Source organism: Fischerella sp. PCC 9605, from assembly GCF_000517105.1.
Classification (GTDB): Bacteria; Cyanobacteriota; Cyanobacteriia; order Cyanobacteriales; family Nostocaceae; genus PCC9605.
In genome coordinates, this window is sequence record NZ_KI912148.1 from 561310 (window position 1) to 579844 (window position 18535).

The 18535-nt window shown below is 42.7% G+C and carries 16 protein-coding genes, 1 tRNA gene and 1 pseudogene; 6 read left to right on the top strand and 12 right to left on the bottom strand.

The window, feature by feature from the left end; translation table 11 throughout:
• Positions 1-23: 23 nt before the first annotated feature.
• Both FIS9605_RS36270 and FIS9605_RS0104865 read left to right on the top strand, forming a co-directional pair.
• Positions 24-710, top strand: a pseudogene (locus tag FIS9605_RS36270) (SDR family oxidoreductase).
• 262 nt (positions 711-972) lie between these two features.
• On the top strand, positions 973-1956 hold the full coding sequence (locus FIS9605_RS0104865; protein WP_026731575.1) for an alpha/beta hydrolase family protein: 984 nt from the start codon (positions 973-975) through the stop codon (positions 1954-1956).
• Between the two features lie 24 nt (positions 1957-1980).
• Here FIS9605_RS0104865 and FIS9605_RS0104870 read toward each other — a convergent pair whose 3' ends face one another.
• The 3 genes from FIS9605_RS0104870 to FIS9605_RS0104880 form a co-directional block, all read right to left on the bottom strand.
• Positions 1981-2421, bottom strand: coding sequence for a secondary thiamine-phosphate synthase enzyme YjbQ (locus FIS9605_RS0104870; protein WP_026731576.1), 441 nt, complete (start codon positions 2419-2421; stop codon positions 1981-1983).
• A gap of 114 nt (positions 2422-2535) precedes the next feature.
• Positions 2536-3705, bottom strand: coding sequence for a pyridoxal phosphate-dependent aminotransferase (locus FIS9605_RS0104875; protein WP_026731577.1), 1170 nt, complete (start codon positions 3703-3705; stop codon positions 2536-2538).
• Positions 3706-3710: 5 nt separating this feature from the next.
• Positions 3711-4601 carry an ion channel gene (locus FIS9605_RS0104880; RefSeq protein ID WP_026731578.1) on the bottom strand — a complete coding sequence of 297 codons (891 nt, stop codon included), beginning with the start codon at positions 4599-4601 and terminating at the stop codon, positions 3711-3713.
• Positions 4602-5082: 481 nt separating this feature from the next.
• Between FIS9605_RS0104880 and FIS9605_RS0104885 the strand changes: the two genes are divergently transcribed.
• Positions 5083-5385, top strand: a complete 303-nt coding sequence (locus FIS9605_RS0104885) for a hypothetical protein (RefSeq protein ID WP_026731579.1) — start codon at positions 5083-5085, stop codon at positions 5383-5385.
• A 91-nt stretch (positions 5386-5476) separates the two neighbouring features.
• On the opposite strand, the gene metK is transcribed toward FIS9605_RS0104885, so the two are convergent.
• From metK to FIS9605_RS0104915, 5 genes are all read right to left on the bottom strand, one after another.
• Complete coding sequence (gene metK, locus FIS9605_RS0104890) at positions 5477-6685, bottom strand: methionine adenosyltransferase (RefSeq protein WP_026731580.1); 1209 nt, start codon at positions 6683-6685, stop codon at positions 5477-5479.
• A 166-nt stretch (positions 6686-6851) separates the two neighbouring features.
• Positions 6852-10046 carry a cation-translocating P-type ATPase gene (locus tag FIS9605_RS0104900; RefSeq protein WP_026731581.1) on the bottom strand — a complete coding sequence of 1065 codons (3195 nt, stop codon included), beginning with the start codon at positions 10044-10046 and terminating at the stop codon, positions 6852-6854.
• Positions 10047-10213: 167 nt separating this feature from the next.
• Positions 10214-10876, bottom strand: a complete 663-nt coding sequence (locus FIS9605_RS0104905; RefSeq protein WP_026731582.1) for a Uma2 family endonuclease — start codon at positions 10874-10876, stop codon at positions 10214-10216.
• 68 nt (positions 10877-10944) lie between these two features.
• Positions 10945-11796, bottom strand: coding sequence for a uroporphyrinogen-III synthase (locus tag FIS9605_RS36275; RefSeq protein WP_035139400.1), 852 nt, complete (start codon positions 11794-11796; stop codon positions 10945-10947).
• Positions 11797-12190: 394 nt separating this feature from the next.
• The gene (locus FIS9605_RS0104915) at positions 12191-13021 is read right to left on the bottom strand and encodes a fasciclin domain-containing protein (protein ID WP_026731583.1); all 831 of its coding nucleotides are present in this window, start codon (positions 13019-13021) and stop codon (positions 12191-12193) included.
• A 562-nt stretch (positions 13022-13583) separates the two neighbouring features.
• Between FIS9605_RS0104915 and FIS9605_RS0104920 the strand changes: the two genes are divergently transcribed.
• Both FIS9605_RS0104920 and FIS9605_RS0104925 read left to right on the top strand, forming a co-directional pair.
• Entirely contained in the window at positions 13584-14381 is a 798-nt protein-coding gene (locus FIS9605_RS0104920; RefSeq protein ID WP_026731584.1) for a glutathione S-transferase family protein, read from the top strand.
• A 117-nt stretch (positions 14382-14498) separates the two neighbouring features.
• Positions 14499-16214, top strand: coding sequence for a helicase HerA domain-containing protein (locus tag FIS9605_RS0104925; protein WP_026731585.1), 1716 nt, complete (start codon positions 14499-14501; stop codon positions 16212-16214).
• Here FIS9605_RS0104925 and FIS9605_RS0104930 read toward each other — a convergent pair whose 3' ends face one another.
• The 3 genes from FIS9605_RS0104930 to FIS9605_RS0104940 all read right to left on the bottom strand — a co-directional run bounded on the left by FIS9605_RS0104930 (position 16215) and on the right by FIS9605_RS0104940 (position 17392).
• Complete coding sequence (locus tag FIS9605_RS0104930) at positions 16215-16871, bottom strand: group I intron-associated PD-(D/E)XK endonuclease (protein ID WP_026731586.1); 657 nt, start codon at positions 16869-16871, stop codon at positions 16215-16217.
• A gap of 69 nt (positions 16872-16940) precedes the next feature.
• A tRNA-Arg gene (locus FIS9605_RS0104935) sits at positions 16941-17013 on the bottom strand.
• Positions 17014-17086: 73 nt separating this feature from the next.
• Positions 17087-17392 carry a small RNA NsiR4-regulated ssr1528 family protein gene (locus tag FIS9605_RS0104940; RefSeq protein ID WP_026731587.1) on the bottom strand — a complete coding sequence of 102 codons (306 nt, stop codon included), beginning with the start codon at positions 17390-17392 and terminating at the stop codon, positions 17087-17089.
• A gap of 243 nt (positions 17393-17635) precedes the next feature.
• On the opposite strand from FIS9605_RS0104940, the gene FIS9605_RS0104945 reads away from it, so the two are divergent.
• The gene (locus tag FIS9605_RS0104945; protein WP_026731588.1) at positions 17636-18007 is read left to right on the top strand and encodes a hypothetical protein; all 372 of its coding nucleotides are present in this window, start codon (positions 17636-17638) and stop codon (positions 18005-18007) included.
• A 226-nt stretch (positions 18008-18233) separates the two neighbouring features.
• On the opposite strand, the gene FIS9605_RS0104950 is transcribed toward FIS9605_RS0104945, so the two are convergent.
• Positions 18234-18488 (bottom strand): hypothetical protein, encoded by a 255-nt coding sequence (locus FIS9605_RS0104950; RefSeq protein WP_026731589.1) that lies wholly within the window; start codon positions 18486-18488, stop codon positions 18234-18236.
• Positions 18489-18535 lie beyond the last annotated feature (47 nt).

Consider the following 18535-nt stretch of genomic DNA (forward strand, 5'->3'; position numbering starts at 1 on the left):
ACTATCGATTGTAAAAAGCATCCATGACAACAGCATCTTACATTTTTCTAGCTGGAGCAAGTCGAGGCGTGGGGCGAGAAATTGCCCAATGCTTGAGGGAACAACAACTCAAGGTAAAAGCACTCTTGAGAACAGATGCAACTCGTAATGAATTAGAAGCAATGGGAATTAAGGTAGTTCTGGGAGATGTGATGAATGCGGACGATGTAGAAAGTGCGATGCAGGGAGACGAACCAATTGATGCTGTAATTAGTACGATCGGTGGTTTAGCTAAAGACAACAATAGGGCAGATTATCTAGGTAATAAAAATCTGATCGATGCAGCAATCAAAGCTGGGGTGCAAAAGTTTATTTTAGTTTCTTCCATAGGTACAGGAAATAGTGTTGTTGCTTTATCTGCGCAAATATTAGAAGCACTGTAACCTGTTTTGATTGATAAAGAAAAAGCTGAACAGCACTTAATCGAAAGTGGACTGACCTATACTATCATCCGTCCTGGTGGGTTACAGTCTGAACCTGCAACTAGAAATGGAATTTTAACCGAAGATCCGCGCATTGCTGGTATGATTAATCGCGCAGATGTAGCGCAGTTAGTTTGCCAGTGTTTAAATAGCGATCGCGCTAACAATAAAGTCTTGTCAGCAGTAGACGCAAATATGCTGTTTGGACAACCAGAGTTTGAGAAATTTAACCTGGATTCAACAGTTTAATAAAATACTTTTTATCACCCAGAAAATACTGAATTAAAAGCACCGTGGAGAACCCAGAGGAGAAAAAGGAGTATAATTGGGTCTAATAACCGTAAGATGCTCTTGTCACTGACCTCGAGCTAAAAGTAAAGTTACGGAGCTTGGAAGCGGAAGTCTAACCAACTTCAAAAATCCGAGACTAAAAGCGTGTCCTACCTAATTCTTGTCGTGCTTTTTCTGTAGACTAAAGCCACATAGTTTCCATAATTTCTGCGAGGCTTTTATGACTGTTCGTGCTTTTTTCCAAGCAACAAAAGTCGAGACTGCCCAGCCTCCTTACGATACTATTAACTTGAAAATTCTATATCCAGCCCGAATGTCAGGCAGCCATGTAGAACAGGATATGGGCATTGTGCCTGCTGATGTGCAGCAGGTCCCTTTTCCTGTGGTGATTTTCTTTTGTGGGGTTAACTGCGAAGCCTACATTTACCAATGGCTGGCGGAGAAACTGGCTGAACGGGGATTGGTGGTAGTTATGTTTAACTGGGTTGCGGAAAATCTACCAGGAATAGTTAGCCTCACTCCTGGAGTAGATATTACTGCTTGGAAACCTGGAATTTATGGTAATGTTCCCACTGCTTCCGCTTTGTCCGCACTGCTGGCTAAATTGAAACAGTTACAGTCAGAAGGAATCCTGGCTGGGTTGCTTGATTTAGAACGCATAATTGTAGGTGGACACTCCGCTGGTGGCAGAATTGCAATAGAAAACGCTAATCCCCGCTTTTTTCCCCAGGTAGTAGCATCTTTTGCTTATGCTGCCCACAGTATGGGAGCGACAATAGCTGGATATGAAGCAGGTACTATTTTGCCCTTACCAGACTCCTTACCGATGTTACTGATGGGAGGAACCCGTGATGGGGTGATTGCTAATAGTAGCCATCGCTATGGTATCAGTTCGGGTGACGCGACTACCGCAGTTATGCGTACATTTCGAGAAGCAATTTCTAGCAAACGAAATGACAGCTATCTGGTACTTTTAGAGGGAGCAAACCACTTTACATTTGCTAATCCCTTCGACTCTACAACAGGTAGAGCATTTTTAGACTTCCCGGAAACTCAATCTTCAGAACAATTCCGGTTGTTGATGGCTGATATTATAAGTTTGTTTATTGATGCTCATGTTCGCCACCAGCCAGAAGCATCTGAGGCGCTAAATAAACTGCTAAATACTGCTAATCCTTTGATGAAATCTTGGGAACGCAAATAGGGAATTGGGAATTGGGAGTGGGGTTTATTCTCCGGAGATTTGGCAAAATACAGTTCTTTTACGCGGGCCATCCAATTCAAAAAACAAGACAGATTGATAAGTCCCTAAAGCTAACTTGCCATCAACAATAGGAATTACCTCGCTATTATTCAACATCATTGCCATCAGATGAGAATGAGCATTCATGGGTTCATCTGGTGGGATATTTTTTCTGAAATGTAAGTCGTTATGCAAATAGCGTTCTGATGCTGGTGCTAATTTCTCTAAAAATACTTTGATATCTTCTAACAATCTTTCTTCATACTCGTTGATAGCTAAGGCAGTTGTTGTATGGCGAGAGAAGACCAAAACTTGTCCATTTTGAATTGATGTTGAGAAAATTAATGTCTCAATTTGGGGCGTGATGTTATGAATATTAATTCCTTGCTTGGTTTCGACTTCAATGAATTTATTGATAATTGGCATCTTTGTAGATTTGAAATTCTAAGATTGATAGTAACACTAGAATAACTAACCACCAAGACACTAAGACACTAAGAAGTCATTTCTTGGTGTCTTGGTGTCTTGGTGTTTAAATTCTCACTTTTTAACAATCTTTTGTAAGCCTCTAACTAATCTTTCTATTCCTTCTTTGGCTGTCTGTTTTTGCAATGCACCGTAGGCGACACGCAGATAACATCCGTGATTCATGCCAAAGGTAGTGCCTGGAATAACTGCAACTTGATGTTCCTGAATTAATCTTTTGACTAACTCAAAGGTATTTATCTGAGTATTAACTTTGAGGAAAAAATAGAAAGCACCATCGGCAAGGGCAACAGTACATAATCCTTCTAAGTGTTGGAGAGAGTCAAGCACCAATTCTCGCACTTGGGCGATCGCCTCAATATTATTTCTCAAATAGTCTGGTTGTGCCTGCAAAGCACCCAAAGCTGCATACTGGGAAACTACGGGTGGACAAATCAAAATTGTATCCTGGACTTTTTTGACGGCGACAAGCAGGTGTTTTGGGATCACCATGTAGCCAATGCGCCAGCTAGCAAAACCGTAGGCTTTGGAAAGGCTGTAAAGTGAAATGGTGTATTCGCTACTGCCAACAAATGCACCAGGGGAGGTGTGTTTGACTGCGTTGTAGGTAAAGTATTCGTAGGCTTCATCGCTGATGTGATAGATACCGCGATCGCGACAAATTTGATTGACTTGTTGCAAAGCCGCTTCGGAATACACCGCACCGGTTGGATTGTTGGGAGAAATTGTCACTACTGCCCGTGTTTTTGGGGTGATAGCTTTGGCGATCGCATCGGGACGCAGTTGGTAATTTTCATCAGTTTCTACCAACACCGGATGACACCCCGCCATTGTAATTGCCATTTCGTGATTGAAATAATAGGGCGTGTTCAAAATAATTTCGTCACCTACAGAAGTAATAGCAAGAATGGCATTCATAAACGCCATGTTGCTACCTGCTGTGACGACGATGCAGTTTTCCTGGTTGATTTCTATGTTGTTAAAGGTTTGCAATTTTGCTGTTAGTGCTGTTAGCAATGGAGGAATTCCCTCAACAGCTTTGTATAGATGATTAGTGGGTTCGGCGAGGAATTTCGGTAAAAGTTCAAAGGCTTCTGGTGGTGGGCTGTAAGAAACAACACCTTGTCCTAAAGAAATTGTTCCGGGGCAGCTTTTAATCAGTTCGCCAACAACAGGAATAATAGGCGATTGCACCGCCTCCATGCGAGAGGTAAAATTTATCATCTGAGCTAATTATCTAGCGGCATAACATCGTGAAAGCGAGAATAGTCAATACTGCGCCTACCGTTCTGTGTCTTGGATAAAATATCTACAAATCTCATATTCCAAAAAATTTCCCCAGCAATAAACGAGTGACGAGAATGAATTGCCTGGGAGACAGTTTCATCAATTCCAGTTAGAGTTACCACTACTTCCATATCATCCTCAATCATCTGTTCTGGTGTCATCCCATAGAGGGGACTGTTTTCATCAATTGGATGCATAACTGTCCAAGTCAGGGCAAATAGTGGTGTCTGGCTGCGAAGTAGTTGCATATCGTAAAATCGCCGCATTGCCTCTCCTTCAGCAGTAATCTCGCTACGTACCAAAGTCACCCGCACTTGTGCTTCTAAGATCCAGTTTTGGCGCTCGTTTGCGACTCGAAACATTAGCGTTGGTACACGGTTGTAGGGCGTAATTACCGCCACACGGCTAAACATCACTCGCGCCTTAGGCAGCGAAAAGCGGGCAAATACCAGTCCAGTCGCCATTGCTAAACCCATCAGACCCAACAGTGCTTCAATGGTTACTAAGGTATTGGCGTAAGCTGTTTTGGGAAACATTGCCCCATAGCCGATAGATGCCATAGTCTGGACGCTGAAAAAAAAGGCATCCGGAAAGCTACCCGGCTGTGCGTTTTCTATGCCATCCCCTCCCGCTAGATATGCCAAGGCAAAGAAGGAGTTAGCAACTAAATACCCTAAAGCGATCAGCGCTAAGAACTTAGGCCAGGAAAGAGTGAGTAGCAAATGGTACAGGTCTCCCCAATGGGAATTTGATATACCTTTACGCACAACATTAAAGTTGCCAGCACGGTTGATCATTCGTGGTGCTGGGGCTTGGCGATGGACTTTGTTCATCGACGGCACAATTATGGTGGCAAGAACCGAGAACAGCAATATTTATTAAATTATCTAACAAATGCGCCCAAGGTTTCCCCTTATACTGTTGCGTTGGGGAGAAAAATCACCACCAAAATAAAAATGCGATCGCTGCATTGTGTAAGTTCAGTAACTGCAACTAAGTAATTAAACAAATACCCATCATATGTCATTATTTATAGGTTCATAGTTTTGTTGGTTTCTGTGCAGTAAAGGTAGTGGCTAAGGAAAAATTTTTGGTAACTACCTTTCTGCCGTCTCTAAAAACTAATTGAGTAACTTAATCTTGTTTGAAGCTGAGACACTTAGTTCAAAAAATACCTGTATCTCGGCTCAATCCTTTATTCCTTCACAACTTCCTCAAACTTGCTCTCTATACTGAAAGTGTAATATCAAAAATAAATTAGCTTTTAAGTCTAAGACGAATTAGAGAAAGCCATCACTTAGGGGGTGGCACATTATGAAGTTATTAAAAGTATTATTAGTAACGCTTCTATTTCTTACACCTGCTACTGCTTTGGCGCAACCAGAAAAGCAATCAACTTATGACAAAACAGTAACAACTGGGTCGAAACTAGACCAAGAAAGAAGGCTGCGGCTACGTATTAAACAGCAAACTCACAAGTCTAATACAGATATTGTGCGAGTGTTAAGAAAGACACGACAACTCAAGCGGTTTAGCAGGCCATATATAGTTGAATTCCAGAGAAGAATTGAGCAGATGCAACATCGGCCAGATGTACCACGTCTCCGGAAACACTAAAGGTATTTGTTGGGGGGTTGCTGAATCAAGGGATGATTCTTGTGAGATAGGCATCTTGCCTGCCTGAGAATACAAGCGACGGATGTCCGGTTCATCCTAGCAATACTGGAACCATATCCGTTTCTTCCCAAGGCACAATTCCCAAATCCATTCTGCCAACGTGACCGTAAACAGCCAGTTTTCTGTAAAATCCACCTTTGACGATCGCGCTCAGCAATCTCAAATTAAATTTCTTGATAATTCCCGCTAGTCGGAAATCAAAATGCCTTTCCAAAAGTACCGTAATTTCTTCATCAGAAATTTTGCCTGTACCGAAAGTTTCTACCTGAATGCTGACAGGTCTAGCCAGTCCAATCGAGTAGGCTAGCTGCACTTCACATTCTTCTGCTAAACCAGCCGCTACAATATTTTTGGCTGCATATCGGGCAGCATAAGCACCAACTCTGTCTATCCGCGTCGGGTCTTTACCACTTAAAGCTGCGCCACTATGCCGAGAATAACCTCCGTAAGTATCTATAGCATTCTTCCTACCAGTTAACCCTGAATGCACGGAGGGGCCACCAATTGTGAAAGGCTGGTCAAAGTCGATGAGGATTCTCGTCTTTTCATCGGGCTTTATTTCTTCGTTTTCAACTTCAAAGACAGAATCGATAATTGTTTCTTTAATCTCTTCCCGGAGTATTTTTTCATCAGCTAAATCTAATTGTGACTGCCTGTTTTGACTCGCCAGAATAGAGATACTGTGGATTCTGTAGGGCTGGCGATCGCGATATTCAATTCCAACTTGAGTTTTGCCATCAGGTGCAATGTATGGGAGTATTTTCTCCTGCCGTACGGCGGTTAGTCGCCTTGCTAGTTGGTGTGCCAACCAAATCGGAAGCGGCATGAAAGCAGGGGTTTGATTGCAGGCAAAACCAAAGACCGTCACTTGATCGGTAACAGGAATTAACTCTATCTCTTCGTCGGATAATCTTTTTGCATCCCAATAACGGTAGCTGTGAGATGTTAATTCCTTCACGCTGGTGACAATACTACAGGTTTTAGCATTAAAATCAGGCTCATCATAACCGACCTGCTTAATTACCTGTCTGGCTGTTTTTGTGAAATCTACAACTGCATCAGATTCAAATCTGGCAGCAATGAATACAATTGCAGTGGCTACAGCACATTCTGCAATTACCCTAGAATAAGGATCTCGCTGTAGAAATTTATCTACAATTGCATCGCTGATTTGGTCGCAAAGTTTATCCGGGTGTCCTTCAGTGACGGACTCGGAACTGAACATGAAATCTTTTTTCATATTTTATTTCGTTGTTTGTTGTTTGGAATTAATCAACCAACCACCAAACCACCAACTACCAACCACCAACCACCAACTACCAACTACCAACCACCAACCACCAACAACTAACAATTAAAAATAATAACCCTGCACCTAAGTGCAGGGCTGGCTGTTGGTTTCTCCTTTAATAGGAGACGACAGCAACAGTTTGCGGTTCCACCTCCTGGTGTTCTGTTTCTAAATGTGCGATCGCAGCAACATCGTTGTTGCTAGCAGGAAGTAGACGGGTGGAGTTGTTATCTCCTTGCAGATACTTTGTCGTCAGTTCTTTTCTGCCTTCATTCACTAAGAATGGAACTACGGCGCTACTGCCGATCACCGCAGCATCAACGAGTCCGATCGGAGCGATTTGCAATAGACCTTTTAGTCCCGGCACGGTTGCAGCTAGTATCTGGAGAACGAAGGAACCACCAAGCGCAATATTCAAGTATTTATTGGCTGGCAGTTTTTGCTTGCTGAATATGCTGTGATTCTGGGAACGACAGCTGAGAGTGTGCAGCAGCTGAGCCATTGTCAAGCTCATGAAACCGATAGTACTTGCCTGTGGCCCGATACCATAACGTTTGATACCATACCAGTAGGCTGCTAAAGCACTGGCAGACAATGCCGCTGACTCTAGAATAATTCTCTTAAAGTCAGAACCCTTGATAATCGGTTCCTTGGGATCGCGGGGTGGCATGAGTAGCACATCGGGTTCCGGTGCTTCCATTGCTAAAGCCAGCGCTGGGAATATGTCTGTGATTAAGTTCAGCCACAACAGTTGTATAGCTGTCATCGGATGACCAATACCAGCTGTCGTCGCTGCTAACATAACCATGATTTCGCTGGTGTTTGTAGACAGCAGGAAATGGACGGACTTTCTGATGTTGTTATAGATTGTCCGACCGTGGCTAACGGCAACAATCATGGTTTCGAGGTTGTCATCTTCCAGCACTACATCGGCGACTTCGCGGGCAACATCTGTTCCCGTATGCCCCATCGCAATACCCACATCAGCAGCTTTTAAGGCAGGAGCATCATTAATGCCATCACCTGTCATGGCAACAACCTTGCCACTACCCTGTAACGCTTGCACTACTTGCAGTTTGTTGGCAGGGCTAATCCGGGCAAAGACATGGACGCGATGCAAGAGTCCCTTCATCACTTCGGGATCGATGTTACTCAAGTGCGTGGAATCGAGAATTTGCAGTTGTTCGCCCTTGCTCAGATTCAATTCTTTGCCGATGGCGTAGGCAGTTGGGCTTTGATCGCCAGTAATCATCACCGTGTCGATGCCAGCTTGATGGAAGTCTCCCATCAATCCTTTTACGCCATTTCTGACGGGATCGATCATGCCAACCAGTCCCAGCCAGATCAAGTCATCGCGAGTATGGAGACCATCGCAGTCATCAAGCTGGTAAGCAGCTCCTAATACCCGCAGCGCCTTGCCTGCCATGTCCTCGTTTTCGTTTTCGATGGCTAGCCTGTCTGCCTCTGTGAGCGGAACTTTGTGTCCATTCTTGATTTGAGCGCTGCACAGACTTAAAACTTCTGATGGACTACCTTTGACGGCAATCAGGTTTTGCCGCTCATCGGGAGTGGCGTGCAGCGTCGTCATGTAATTGCGTTCTTGGGAGCGGTGGCTGATTTTCAGTCGTGGGTAATTTGCCCGCAGACTGATAACGTTTACACCTCCCTTGATAGCAACATCAATGAGTGCGTTTTCAGTGGCAGAACCTCTGACGATGTACTCATCGCCTTCTTGCTCTACTTCACTTTCATTGCACAGCGTCAAGACATGAATCAGCTTTAAGAGCTGTTCGTTTTCATAAGGATTAATGGGTTCGTGTCCTACCAACAATTGGTCATGACCTACTTGGATGCACTTGTTATCCGTACACAGTTCTACAGCTGTCATCCGGTTCGCAGTAATGGTTCCGGTTTTATCCATGCAGATTGTCTGTACGGAACCAAGGGTTTCTACCGCATCCAAACGGCGGATGAGGACGTTATGCTTCCTCATATTGGCGATCCCCAACGCCAAAGTTGTAGTAGCAACTGTGGGCAAACCTTCGGGAACTGCCGCCACTGCTAGGGAGATAGAAGCCTTGAGCATCTGCAATAGACCATTGCCACGCCACAGTCCAATACCAAAGAATAAGGCACAAACTGCCCCTGATACCATGACAAGCTGGCTACCTGCTTGGTCTAGTTGTTTCTCCATCGGAGTTTCGGGCATGGTGGCTTCACTGACCATCATTTGGATCTTGCCCATCTCCGTATATTTGCCAGTCGCCACTACTACCGCAGTTCCCTGCCCACCAGTTACTAGTGTCCCCATGTAAACCATGTTATGGCGATCGCCCAAGGGAACATTTTCGCCGATGAGAGTATGGGCGGATTTGGTTACAGGCATACTCTCACCCGTCAGCGCTGACTCATCTATGCTCAAACGCTGTGCTTCTAAGAGTCTGGCGTCTGCTGGTACGTAACTGCCGGGTTTAAGAACTAGAATATCCCCAACAACAATTTCGTGGGCGCTGATTTCTTGAATGCTGCCATCGCGGATTGTAAATGCCGTGGGATTAACTAGGTTCTTCAGCGAGCGAATCACCTTTTCGGAATTGCTTTCTGTAGCGTAACCAATGGCGGCATTGATGACTACAACCCCCATAATTACCACAGCATCGACCAAGCCTCCGGTAGCAACTGACACACCAGCTGCAACTGCCAAAAGTCCTACGGGCAAGGATTTAAACTGGTCAATAAACATACTCAACCCGGAGCGAGGCTCGGCTTCCGGTAAAGTATTTGGCCCGTATTTCTTCAGTCTTTCTTGTGCTTTCTTGCTAGATAAACCTGATGCTTTGGAAGTTTTTAACTCAGCAATAACTACATCAGTTTCTTTGAGATGCCAAGCTACAATTTCTTGCTGAGGAGCATCATTTGTCAGCTTTTGTTGACGATTATTTGATTTTTTGTTGCTTGCAGGTAAATTTTTCGCCTTTTTCTCCGCTCGGTCAATCTTGTTTGCTGTGCCGAGTGTTATAGAGTGCTGACTTTGCTTTGCATACTCTATGACTAGGCGTTCAATTTGTGCAGCGATCGCCGAAGCATTATGTCCTGGCTGGTAGATTACCAGAACATTACCAGTTGACGGGTTAGCACTCACTTGGGTGATGCCTTCTGCCCCTGACAACTCCAACTCTAGGTATTTCTTAAGAGCCTCCGAACCTTGCAGCCCATTAATCTTATACCTAGCCCTCCCCTCCACAGCAGTATGCAATGCCTTAACAAGAGCATTCCTCCTGCGACGGGAGACGTTGCAGTGATTTTTCATTTCTTCATTCAATTGTGAAAAAACTACTTTGCTTGAATTTTTAATTGTAATATTTATTCTAGTCTTAACCTAGTCTTAAACAGAAAATCTTTAGATAAATTAAATTGCCCTAGGGAAGATTAATTATACTTGAGCTTGGAAGGCGCTCTTTTCTGACATTGGGTAAGTTACTCAGTTCCTTCTCTTCCTTGTGCGATCGCTGCTTCAAATTCTTCCAATGCCTGAACGTTTCCCACCTGCCAAGCACGCTCTACTAAAGCAGGAATAATCTGTGTTAATTGTATATTTTCAAAAATGGCACTGGTGTCAGATTTAACGTAAATTCCCTGACTGAGCAAATAGATAGTCAGCCTACCGCTGTCATAAATCCATACTTCTGGGACACCAATTGCTCGATAGGCTTCGAGAGTAGTTTTAGAAGTTACATCTGTTTCAATTGCTAAATCCGGTGGTGGATCATCTGCTTGCAGGCGGCGACGACCTATCATGCGTTGATAATTTTGGATATAAAAACAAGCATCGGGTTCAATTCCCGCTGTACCTTCCCGTTTGAAGGTGGTAGAACCAAAAGGCTGGTATTTGATGCCCTTAGCCTTCAGCAATGTTTTGACAATATCAGAAAGAAGGTCTCTGGGAATTTCATGTTCGGGTAGAGGAACCATAATTTCTAAAGTACCCTTGCTGTAGGCTATTCTCGCGCTCCGGTGTTCTCCCAATTCCTGCAAAATCGACTCAAATTCCTGCCAACTCACATTTGGAATGGTAACTGCGCTACCAGGAGCAAGTCGCATCTGGCTAACAGGTTTGACAACAGGAGTTACAGCACTCATAAAGCGTATTTTTGATGAGGTCTTCTAATAATGTTTTATCAACAGGCGATCGCTAATTCAGCGTACCTTTAGAATCGGCTGTCGTGCTTTGAAAGAGCATTTCCAGACTTAACCAGAAAAAATGAGGCGATCGCTTCTGCAAACCCTGCAAATGAACTGTAATCTTTGGCAACGATGGAAACATTTAAACCCAACTTTTTGGCATTAGTTGCAGTATATGGGCCAAAGCAAGCGATCGCACACTGCTCATAATCCTCTTTTGAGCTAACCATTTGCAAAAAACCTGCAACTTCCGCAGTGCTGCTAAAAGCGATGACATCTATATTTCCCTGACGAATTAGCCTTAACTCCACCTCATAAAAACATTTGTCTAAACGCCGCGTCATATAGGTTGGTACGCGAGTGACACTCATACCCAGTTTTTCTAAACTAGCAACAAAGTTAGGAATTATATCGGGTTCTGGTACGCCGACAACTTCTGGAACTGGCACTAAAATGGTTTTCTCTCGAATATCTGGAATTTTAGCCAATTCAGCAATGATTCCTTCTGGGCTGGGTTGTTGAGGAATTAAATCTACTTTCACACCAAAAGCCGCTAATTGTTCCGCGTCCTTACCAATCGCAGAAAAACAACAATTTTTTAGTAGCCAAGGGTCTAGCCCCAAATATTCTAAGCGTTGGAAAAATGCATCGATACCATTTCTACTTGTGAAAACAATCCAATCGAATGCATCGATTTTTGCAAGTGCAGCATCCAACTCAGCAAAATTCTCTAGCAAACAAGTTTCTATAGTTGGCATCAGCAAAGGTAAAGCACCTTGTTGAATGAGTTGTTGCGATAATCTCACAGCGTAGTTTCGAGGTGCGGTGACAATGATGCGTTTACTGTATAAGGGTAGTTTGACAGATGGGGTCAGCAAATTGTTTACCTTCTCAGTGTAGTTTTGACTAACCTAAGATAAGCTAAAACACATTTAACCTGCATATTCTAAATTAGTCTAACTCTTGTGGGGTGAGCGTCCCCGCCCGCCAAGATCATGCAAATTAGATATGGAACAGCTTATAAGACTAGGTTGCACTCAAAGATAGTACTTCCCTCACCCCCTCTCCCCCTCTCCCAATTTGGAACAGGGGAGGGGGAGAGGGCACGAATTGCTATATCTGAACACAACTTGGTATAACGAACTGCCAAGGATACACTTGTATGAATGCTTATAAAAAATACCCCTCCTCAACCCCTCTTTAGAAAAGAGAGGGTGCCGTCAAGCGGGTGGGGTAATACGGAAATGATTAAGTAATCAAATAAACTTGTTATTACAAGTCAGGAGGCAAAATGACGTTATCAATAGCATGAATAACGCCGTTGCTACCTTTGATATCTGGTTGAGTTACCTTCGCATCGTTGACCATCACATTGTTAGGGCCATCAACCTTAACGCTAATCGGGCCGCCTTCAACGCTTTTAACTTCGCCAGATTTCAAATCGCCAGATAATACCTGACCAGGCACTACATGGTAAGTCAAAATCTTCACCAATACTTCTTTATTCTCTGGCTTCAACAAATCTTGCACAGCATCTTGGGGCAATTTCGCAAAAGCCTCATCAGTAGGAGCAAAAACGGTGAATGGTCCTGTACCTTGCAAAGTTTCTGCTAACCCGGCTGCTTTGAGAGCCTTTGTCAACACTGTAAAATCTTTGCTGGATTCCGCCACGGCTACTAGGGTTTTGTCTTCAGTTCCTGCTTCTGGTTGAGTTGGAGTTGTTCCTGGTTCAGAAGGTGGTGTTTCAGGAGTAGTAGGTGGAACAGCAGGTGCGGGAGTAGTTTGAGGACAAGCAGCACGGTTGTAGGGACACTCCTGCAAAATACCGGGGCTAGGATTTAGTACTCCGCCACTACTGGTACCCTGCGCTATTATATTTTTAGCTGGAGTTTTACCCTTTGTTTGCTGTACCGACGCACTAGGTGTGTAATTGTTGTTTGCTAAAATTCGTTGACCACGGCTATAGGTCACTTCTTGAAAAATACCAGGATTAGGATTTAATGCCTGGTTTGCCCCTACAGGTAAACCAACAAGGAAACTGACGCCCGTCACTCCCACAATACCAGCCAATTTGGTCAGCAAATTGCTATTATTTACCTTCATAAATTTTGTTTGGCTTTAATTTCCACACATTACATAAAGACTTATAACATTTTGCTTAGCAAAAAATCTAACCACAGTAGTAGGATTTTTCTGCTATGAGTGGTTGTCTTAGCAAAAGTGAATATCTTTGAGATAAAGACATGGATAATTATTTACGTGTTCCCACAGCCAAGACAAAGTTAATTCAGTAAATACACTCCCAGGTTTACTTCTCTATTAGCTTGTAAAATTCTTAAGTGATGAAGCTAATTTCCAATAAACAATAAGTATTTTTAGGTGATTTCACCAAAAAATTTTAACTCAGATGTTAATTGCTCGCAACTCATCAAAATTTTTCATTATAGCAATCCGGTTTGAGTACTAAATATCAAAAAATTTTTTCAAGAGCAAAACGGAATGACAAAATTATTTTCTGGTTACAGAATAATGAAAAAAGAGAGATAGAAGATTTGATCGTTTATTTAAGTTTGCTATCTCAGTTGAAATTAATATAAGTGAGATTAATTTACATTAAAAATAAAACAGTAAAATAAAATAATGAACCAATTGCAGGATTGGAAGAATGCTGGAATTGTACCAATTTGAACTATCTCAGTACTCGGAGAAAGTACGTCTGCTCCTTGATTATAAAGGATTAGAATACCGCAAAATCGAAGTTACACCTGGAATTGGTCAGGTAGAACTTTTTCGGTTGACAGGTCAGCGGCAAGTACCTGTACTGAAGGATGGTTATAAATATATTGTGGATTCTACTGAGATAGCTAAGTATTTAGACTCTCAGTATCCCGATCGCCCATTGATACCCCAAGATTCCAAGCAACGGGGTCTATGCTTAATGATGGAAGAATGGGCAGACGAATCAATTGGCATCAAGGGACGCAAAGCACTGTTTTATGCGATTAGTCAAGACCAAAATTTCCGCAAAGCCTTATTACCCACTTCTGTTCCAGATGTCTTTAAAACAGTAGTGGAAGGAGTACCTAACGACGTACTCAAACTTTTAGGTTTTGGAGTAGGTTATAGTCCGGAAGCAGTGCAAAGAGCGATCGCCGATTTGAAGCAAGACTTAGAAGCTTTATGTTTGCTATTGGCAGATAGTCCTTATTTGGTAGGGGATGAACCTACTCTTGCTGACTTTGCAGTGGCGGGTTTGTCGATATTGTTGAAATTCCCTGATGGGCCTTATCTTGATCTGCCAGCAACTCTTAGAGGCAAAGGCGTACCAGGCTTAGCAGATAATCTTGTGTATGAACCATTCTTTGCTTGGCGCGATCGCCTTTACACTCAATTTCGCAAACCACTAACAGGCCCTACTCAAAGAACAACTGGAACTGCACCAACTTCAATTGAAATTGAGTAATTAGTTGTTGTTTGTTAGTTGTTGTTTGTTATTTGTTCTTTGTAACAATCAACAACCAACAACCATCCACCAACAATTTCAACATAAAATAGGGCACGTAAGTATGTAATTAATCAAATGAATTTAGGGCAGCCATTAGGTTCGGTCATCCAAGGTTCTCTGACAGGCGGATTAGAAGTGCGATTGCACCCTGATATTTTGGTTGAAGATATGCGAGTAGGTAAATTTCTAGTGGTGCAAGGGGTGCGATCGCGTTTTTTCTGCATGCTTACGGATGTGGCGCTGGGAACTGCTAACCAACGAATCATCGCTAATCCTCCTAGCTGGGAGGACACTTTTTTACGCGAAGTTTTAGCGGGTAGCGGTACTTATGGCACTATTACTCTTGCCCCAATGTTGATGTTTACCCCTCCACAAGAGGAGGGGGAGAATGGAAGAAATTCAAAATCCCAAATATTTAGTTCTTTGGCATCATTTCAACCCCAAACCAGCACCACAATGGAATTGATGCCAGTTAAAACTATTCCTAGCCATTTTAGCCAAGTTTACGAAGCTTCGGAAGAAGATTTTCGCAGGGTATTTGGTTGGGAAGATGATCCCCAAAGAAAAAACTTTTCCATCGGCAAACCACTAGATATGGATGTGCCGGTGTGCCTTGATTTAAACCGCTTTGTCGAACGCAGCAATGGCGTTTTTGGTAAATCTGGAACTGGTAAATCTTTTCTCACACGCTTACTTTTAGCTGGGACAATTCGCAAAAATGCGGCGGTAAATTTAATATTTGATATGCACTCTGAGTATGGTTGGGAAGCTGTCTCAGAAGGTAAGCAATTTAGCACTGTTAAAGGCTTAAAGCAATTATTTCCTAGCAAAGTAGAAGTATATACCCTCGACCCTGAATCAACTAAGCGTCGTGGTGTTCCTCATGCTCAAGAACTCTACCTCAGTTACGACCAAATAGAAGTAGAAGATGTGAAATTATGCTCTCGCGATCTAGGACTCTCAGACGCTAGCATCGATAATGCCAATATCCTCTACGCCGAATTTGGTAAGTCTTGGATTCTACAGTTGTTAAGTATGACCAACGAAGAAATCAAGATGCTTTGTGAAGAGAAGCGGGGACATCAAGGTTCAATTACAGCATTGCAGCGCAAACTCTTTCGCCTGGAAAATTTAAAATATATGCGCGCCGCCTGTCCGCACAATTATATTAATCAAGTTTTGCGATCGCTCGAAGCAGGTAAGAACGTCGTCATTGAGTTTGGTTCGCAATCAGACATGCTTTCTTACATGTTGGTGACAAATATGATTACCCGCCGCATTCACCAACATTATGTCAGCAAAGCAGAAAAGTTTTTGCAGACCAAAAATCCCAACGATAAACCAACGCAGTTAATGATTACCATCGAAGAAGCGCACCGCTTCCTCGACCCTGCCATAGTCCAAAGTACTATTTTTGGGACGATCGCCCGCGAAATGCGAAAATATTTTGTCACACTTCTCGTAGTCGATCAACGTCCGTCAGGCATAGATAACGAAGTTATGTCCCAGATTGGTACTCGCGTCACCGCCTTGCTTAATGATGAAAAAGATATTGATGCGATTTTCACAGGCGTGTCTGGTGCTGGCAGTTTGAAATCGGTGTTAGCAAAGTTAGATTCTAAACAACAAGCCTTGATTTTAGGTCATGCTGTGCCGATGCCAGTCGTAGTTCGTACTCGTCCTTACGATACAGTTTTCTATACAGAAATTGGCGATGCTGCTTGGGAAGAAAAATCAGATGAAGAGGTATTTGCAGCTGCTGAACTAGCAAAAGCAGACCTTGGGTTTTAATTAGTTTTGTATTTTTCCGTAAGCTTTCTTAACCCAATATCCTCTAGGTGGTTTTTCTATCCCGTAAACTTTACACCATTTTTCCACAGCCTTATCAGATACACCATAGTCTTTAGCTATTTGTGCTGTTGGTTTTTCCCAAACCAATTTTTGTAGTTCTTCTTGTGATGGTCTTTCTACTTTTCTAGTGCGAATTCTTGAGTCTGGATTAACCTTTCTGGTTGTTAAGTCAACTCCAAATTCTTTATAAGTTCGCTTTGGCGCTTCTTCTGTAAAGTCTGTAAAATCTTCCCACCAGTAAAACGGTGTTGCTGAATTAGGTATTTGGGTATTTATACAGCAACCACCAAATTTAATCGATGGATAAACAACTTTATCTATATCAGGTAGATAAACAGCATAAAAGTCAAAGTCGTCTGCTTGATACTTTTTTCGATGGACGCCGTTTTTGTCCACCCACACAGTTTTATGTGCTATTTTGTTTTCTCCAGCATATTTAGCTTGTATTTTGTAATACTTATCGTCTTTGTAGGCAACAAAATCAAAAGGTAAATGCTCACAAACAACTGGTGTGAGAATTAAGTATCCTTTCACGGTTAAGTCTGCTATTGCTTTTGTAGCAGCAATATCACCCTTGTTCTTAGTATGATCTAGCAATAATGAACCCTCAAGCGAGGATATTATCCTATCACCTCACAGTGCTTGAGAGTTCATATTTAGTTAAAACGAGCGCGGCAGGACTCGAACCTGCGGCCGACTGCTTAGAAGGCAGTTGCTCTATCCACTGAGCTACGCGCCCATGTTAAAAAAGGCTTTGGGAAAAGCCGACTGTACTATTGTATCTGTCTCGCTTTAATAATGCAATCTCAATCTTATTTGCCGCCATAGAAAAAGGCAATTTCTTTGTCTTTGAGAGGCGCGAAACCAGCATCCATCAGCTTTTGGTTAAGTTCGGCTTGGGGAATGTGTTTTGCACCAATCCGGACGATGCGCGATCGCATTGTATTGCTGACACCACTGCGCTGTCTGTTTCCCTCTAGCGCCATGACTTGATGATAAAGTTCTAGCTTCGCAGGCGGAATAGGACTACCGTCAAAATCAATTCCCTGCGCGATCGCTTCATCAACAGCATCAGCACCCTTAGTAGTTTGCTGGAATTCGTTAGTTTCAGCAGCCATGGCAATGTAATTTTATCCTTACTGCTGCATTCTACCAAGAAGCTTGAGCATAAAAAATAGCAATTGATTTTTCCCATACTGCCGATTATCCTTCCTCAAGCTGCTTCAAAGGCGTTTTTGGCGGGATCGCAAATAATAACTAAATAATAATATCTAAATAATTGCCGTATATTTTCGTATACGCTTGTATATATAAAGTTTTTGGTTTAATCTCAAACCAACGGTATAGTCAAAGGTGGTGCAATGTCTGACCCTCACACTCCTCAAAGCAAAGACCGTACCCTGGAAAAAGCTCTGACTAACAAAATTATCGACGATTATTTTGAAAATTCAGAAAGCTGGCTACGAGCGATTTTGCGGATGTGTATTTTCTCTTTGGCTCACTTCGACGGACAACCTGTATTTATGGTGGAATGTCCCAATCAAGCAGTAGCTAAGCGGTTAAGTCGTAAAACCTATCCATTTCGAGGAATGGTATATTTTTTGACAGATGACTTTCATGCTAGCGATCGCAGTTTGTTTTGCTATCAAGAAGGCAATGAGGGGACTTGGCGCTGTTTTGACACCAACAATAACTCTTGGACTGAGTTGAAGAAAGGAGAAAGCAGAAGATAAAAATTATGAATTATGAATTATGAAATTTTCAGCATTCATCATTCATGGTTTTCATCCACTCCCTAGTTCCTAATCCTAGCCCTATCAAAAGTGGGTTAAAAAACTCGAATTTGCTTGTAATTTTACTTGGTGTCTTAGTGTCTTTGTGGTTCATAAAATTTATTTTTTCACCACAAAGACACTAAGACACAAAGAAAACTCGATGTTGAGGGATAGTCCCTAATCCCTATCCCCTTCTTGGGCGCGTTACTAAACCACCGACAAATGCACCCAAGATTGTACCAGTCCATAATCCTGTTGTGCTACCTTGCCAAATTGCTCCTGGTGTTACCCAAGCATGGCACATATGTTTGAAACCCCAAGCTTGGTTTTGACACTTTTGATAATGGAGTTTTACACTGATTTGCCCACCAATGTAACCACTAAGAAAACCTGACAACAATGCTAAAAAGGTGCAAACTAGTACTCGGTTGTTAGTCATTAGTCAATAGTCATTTGTTAGTAGATAGTAGTTAGTAGTTAGTTGTG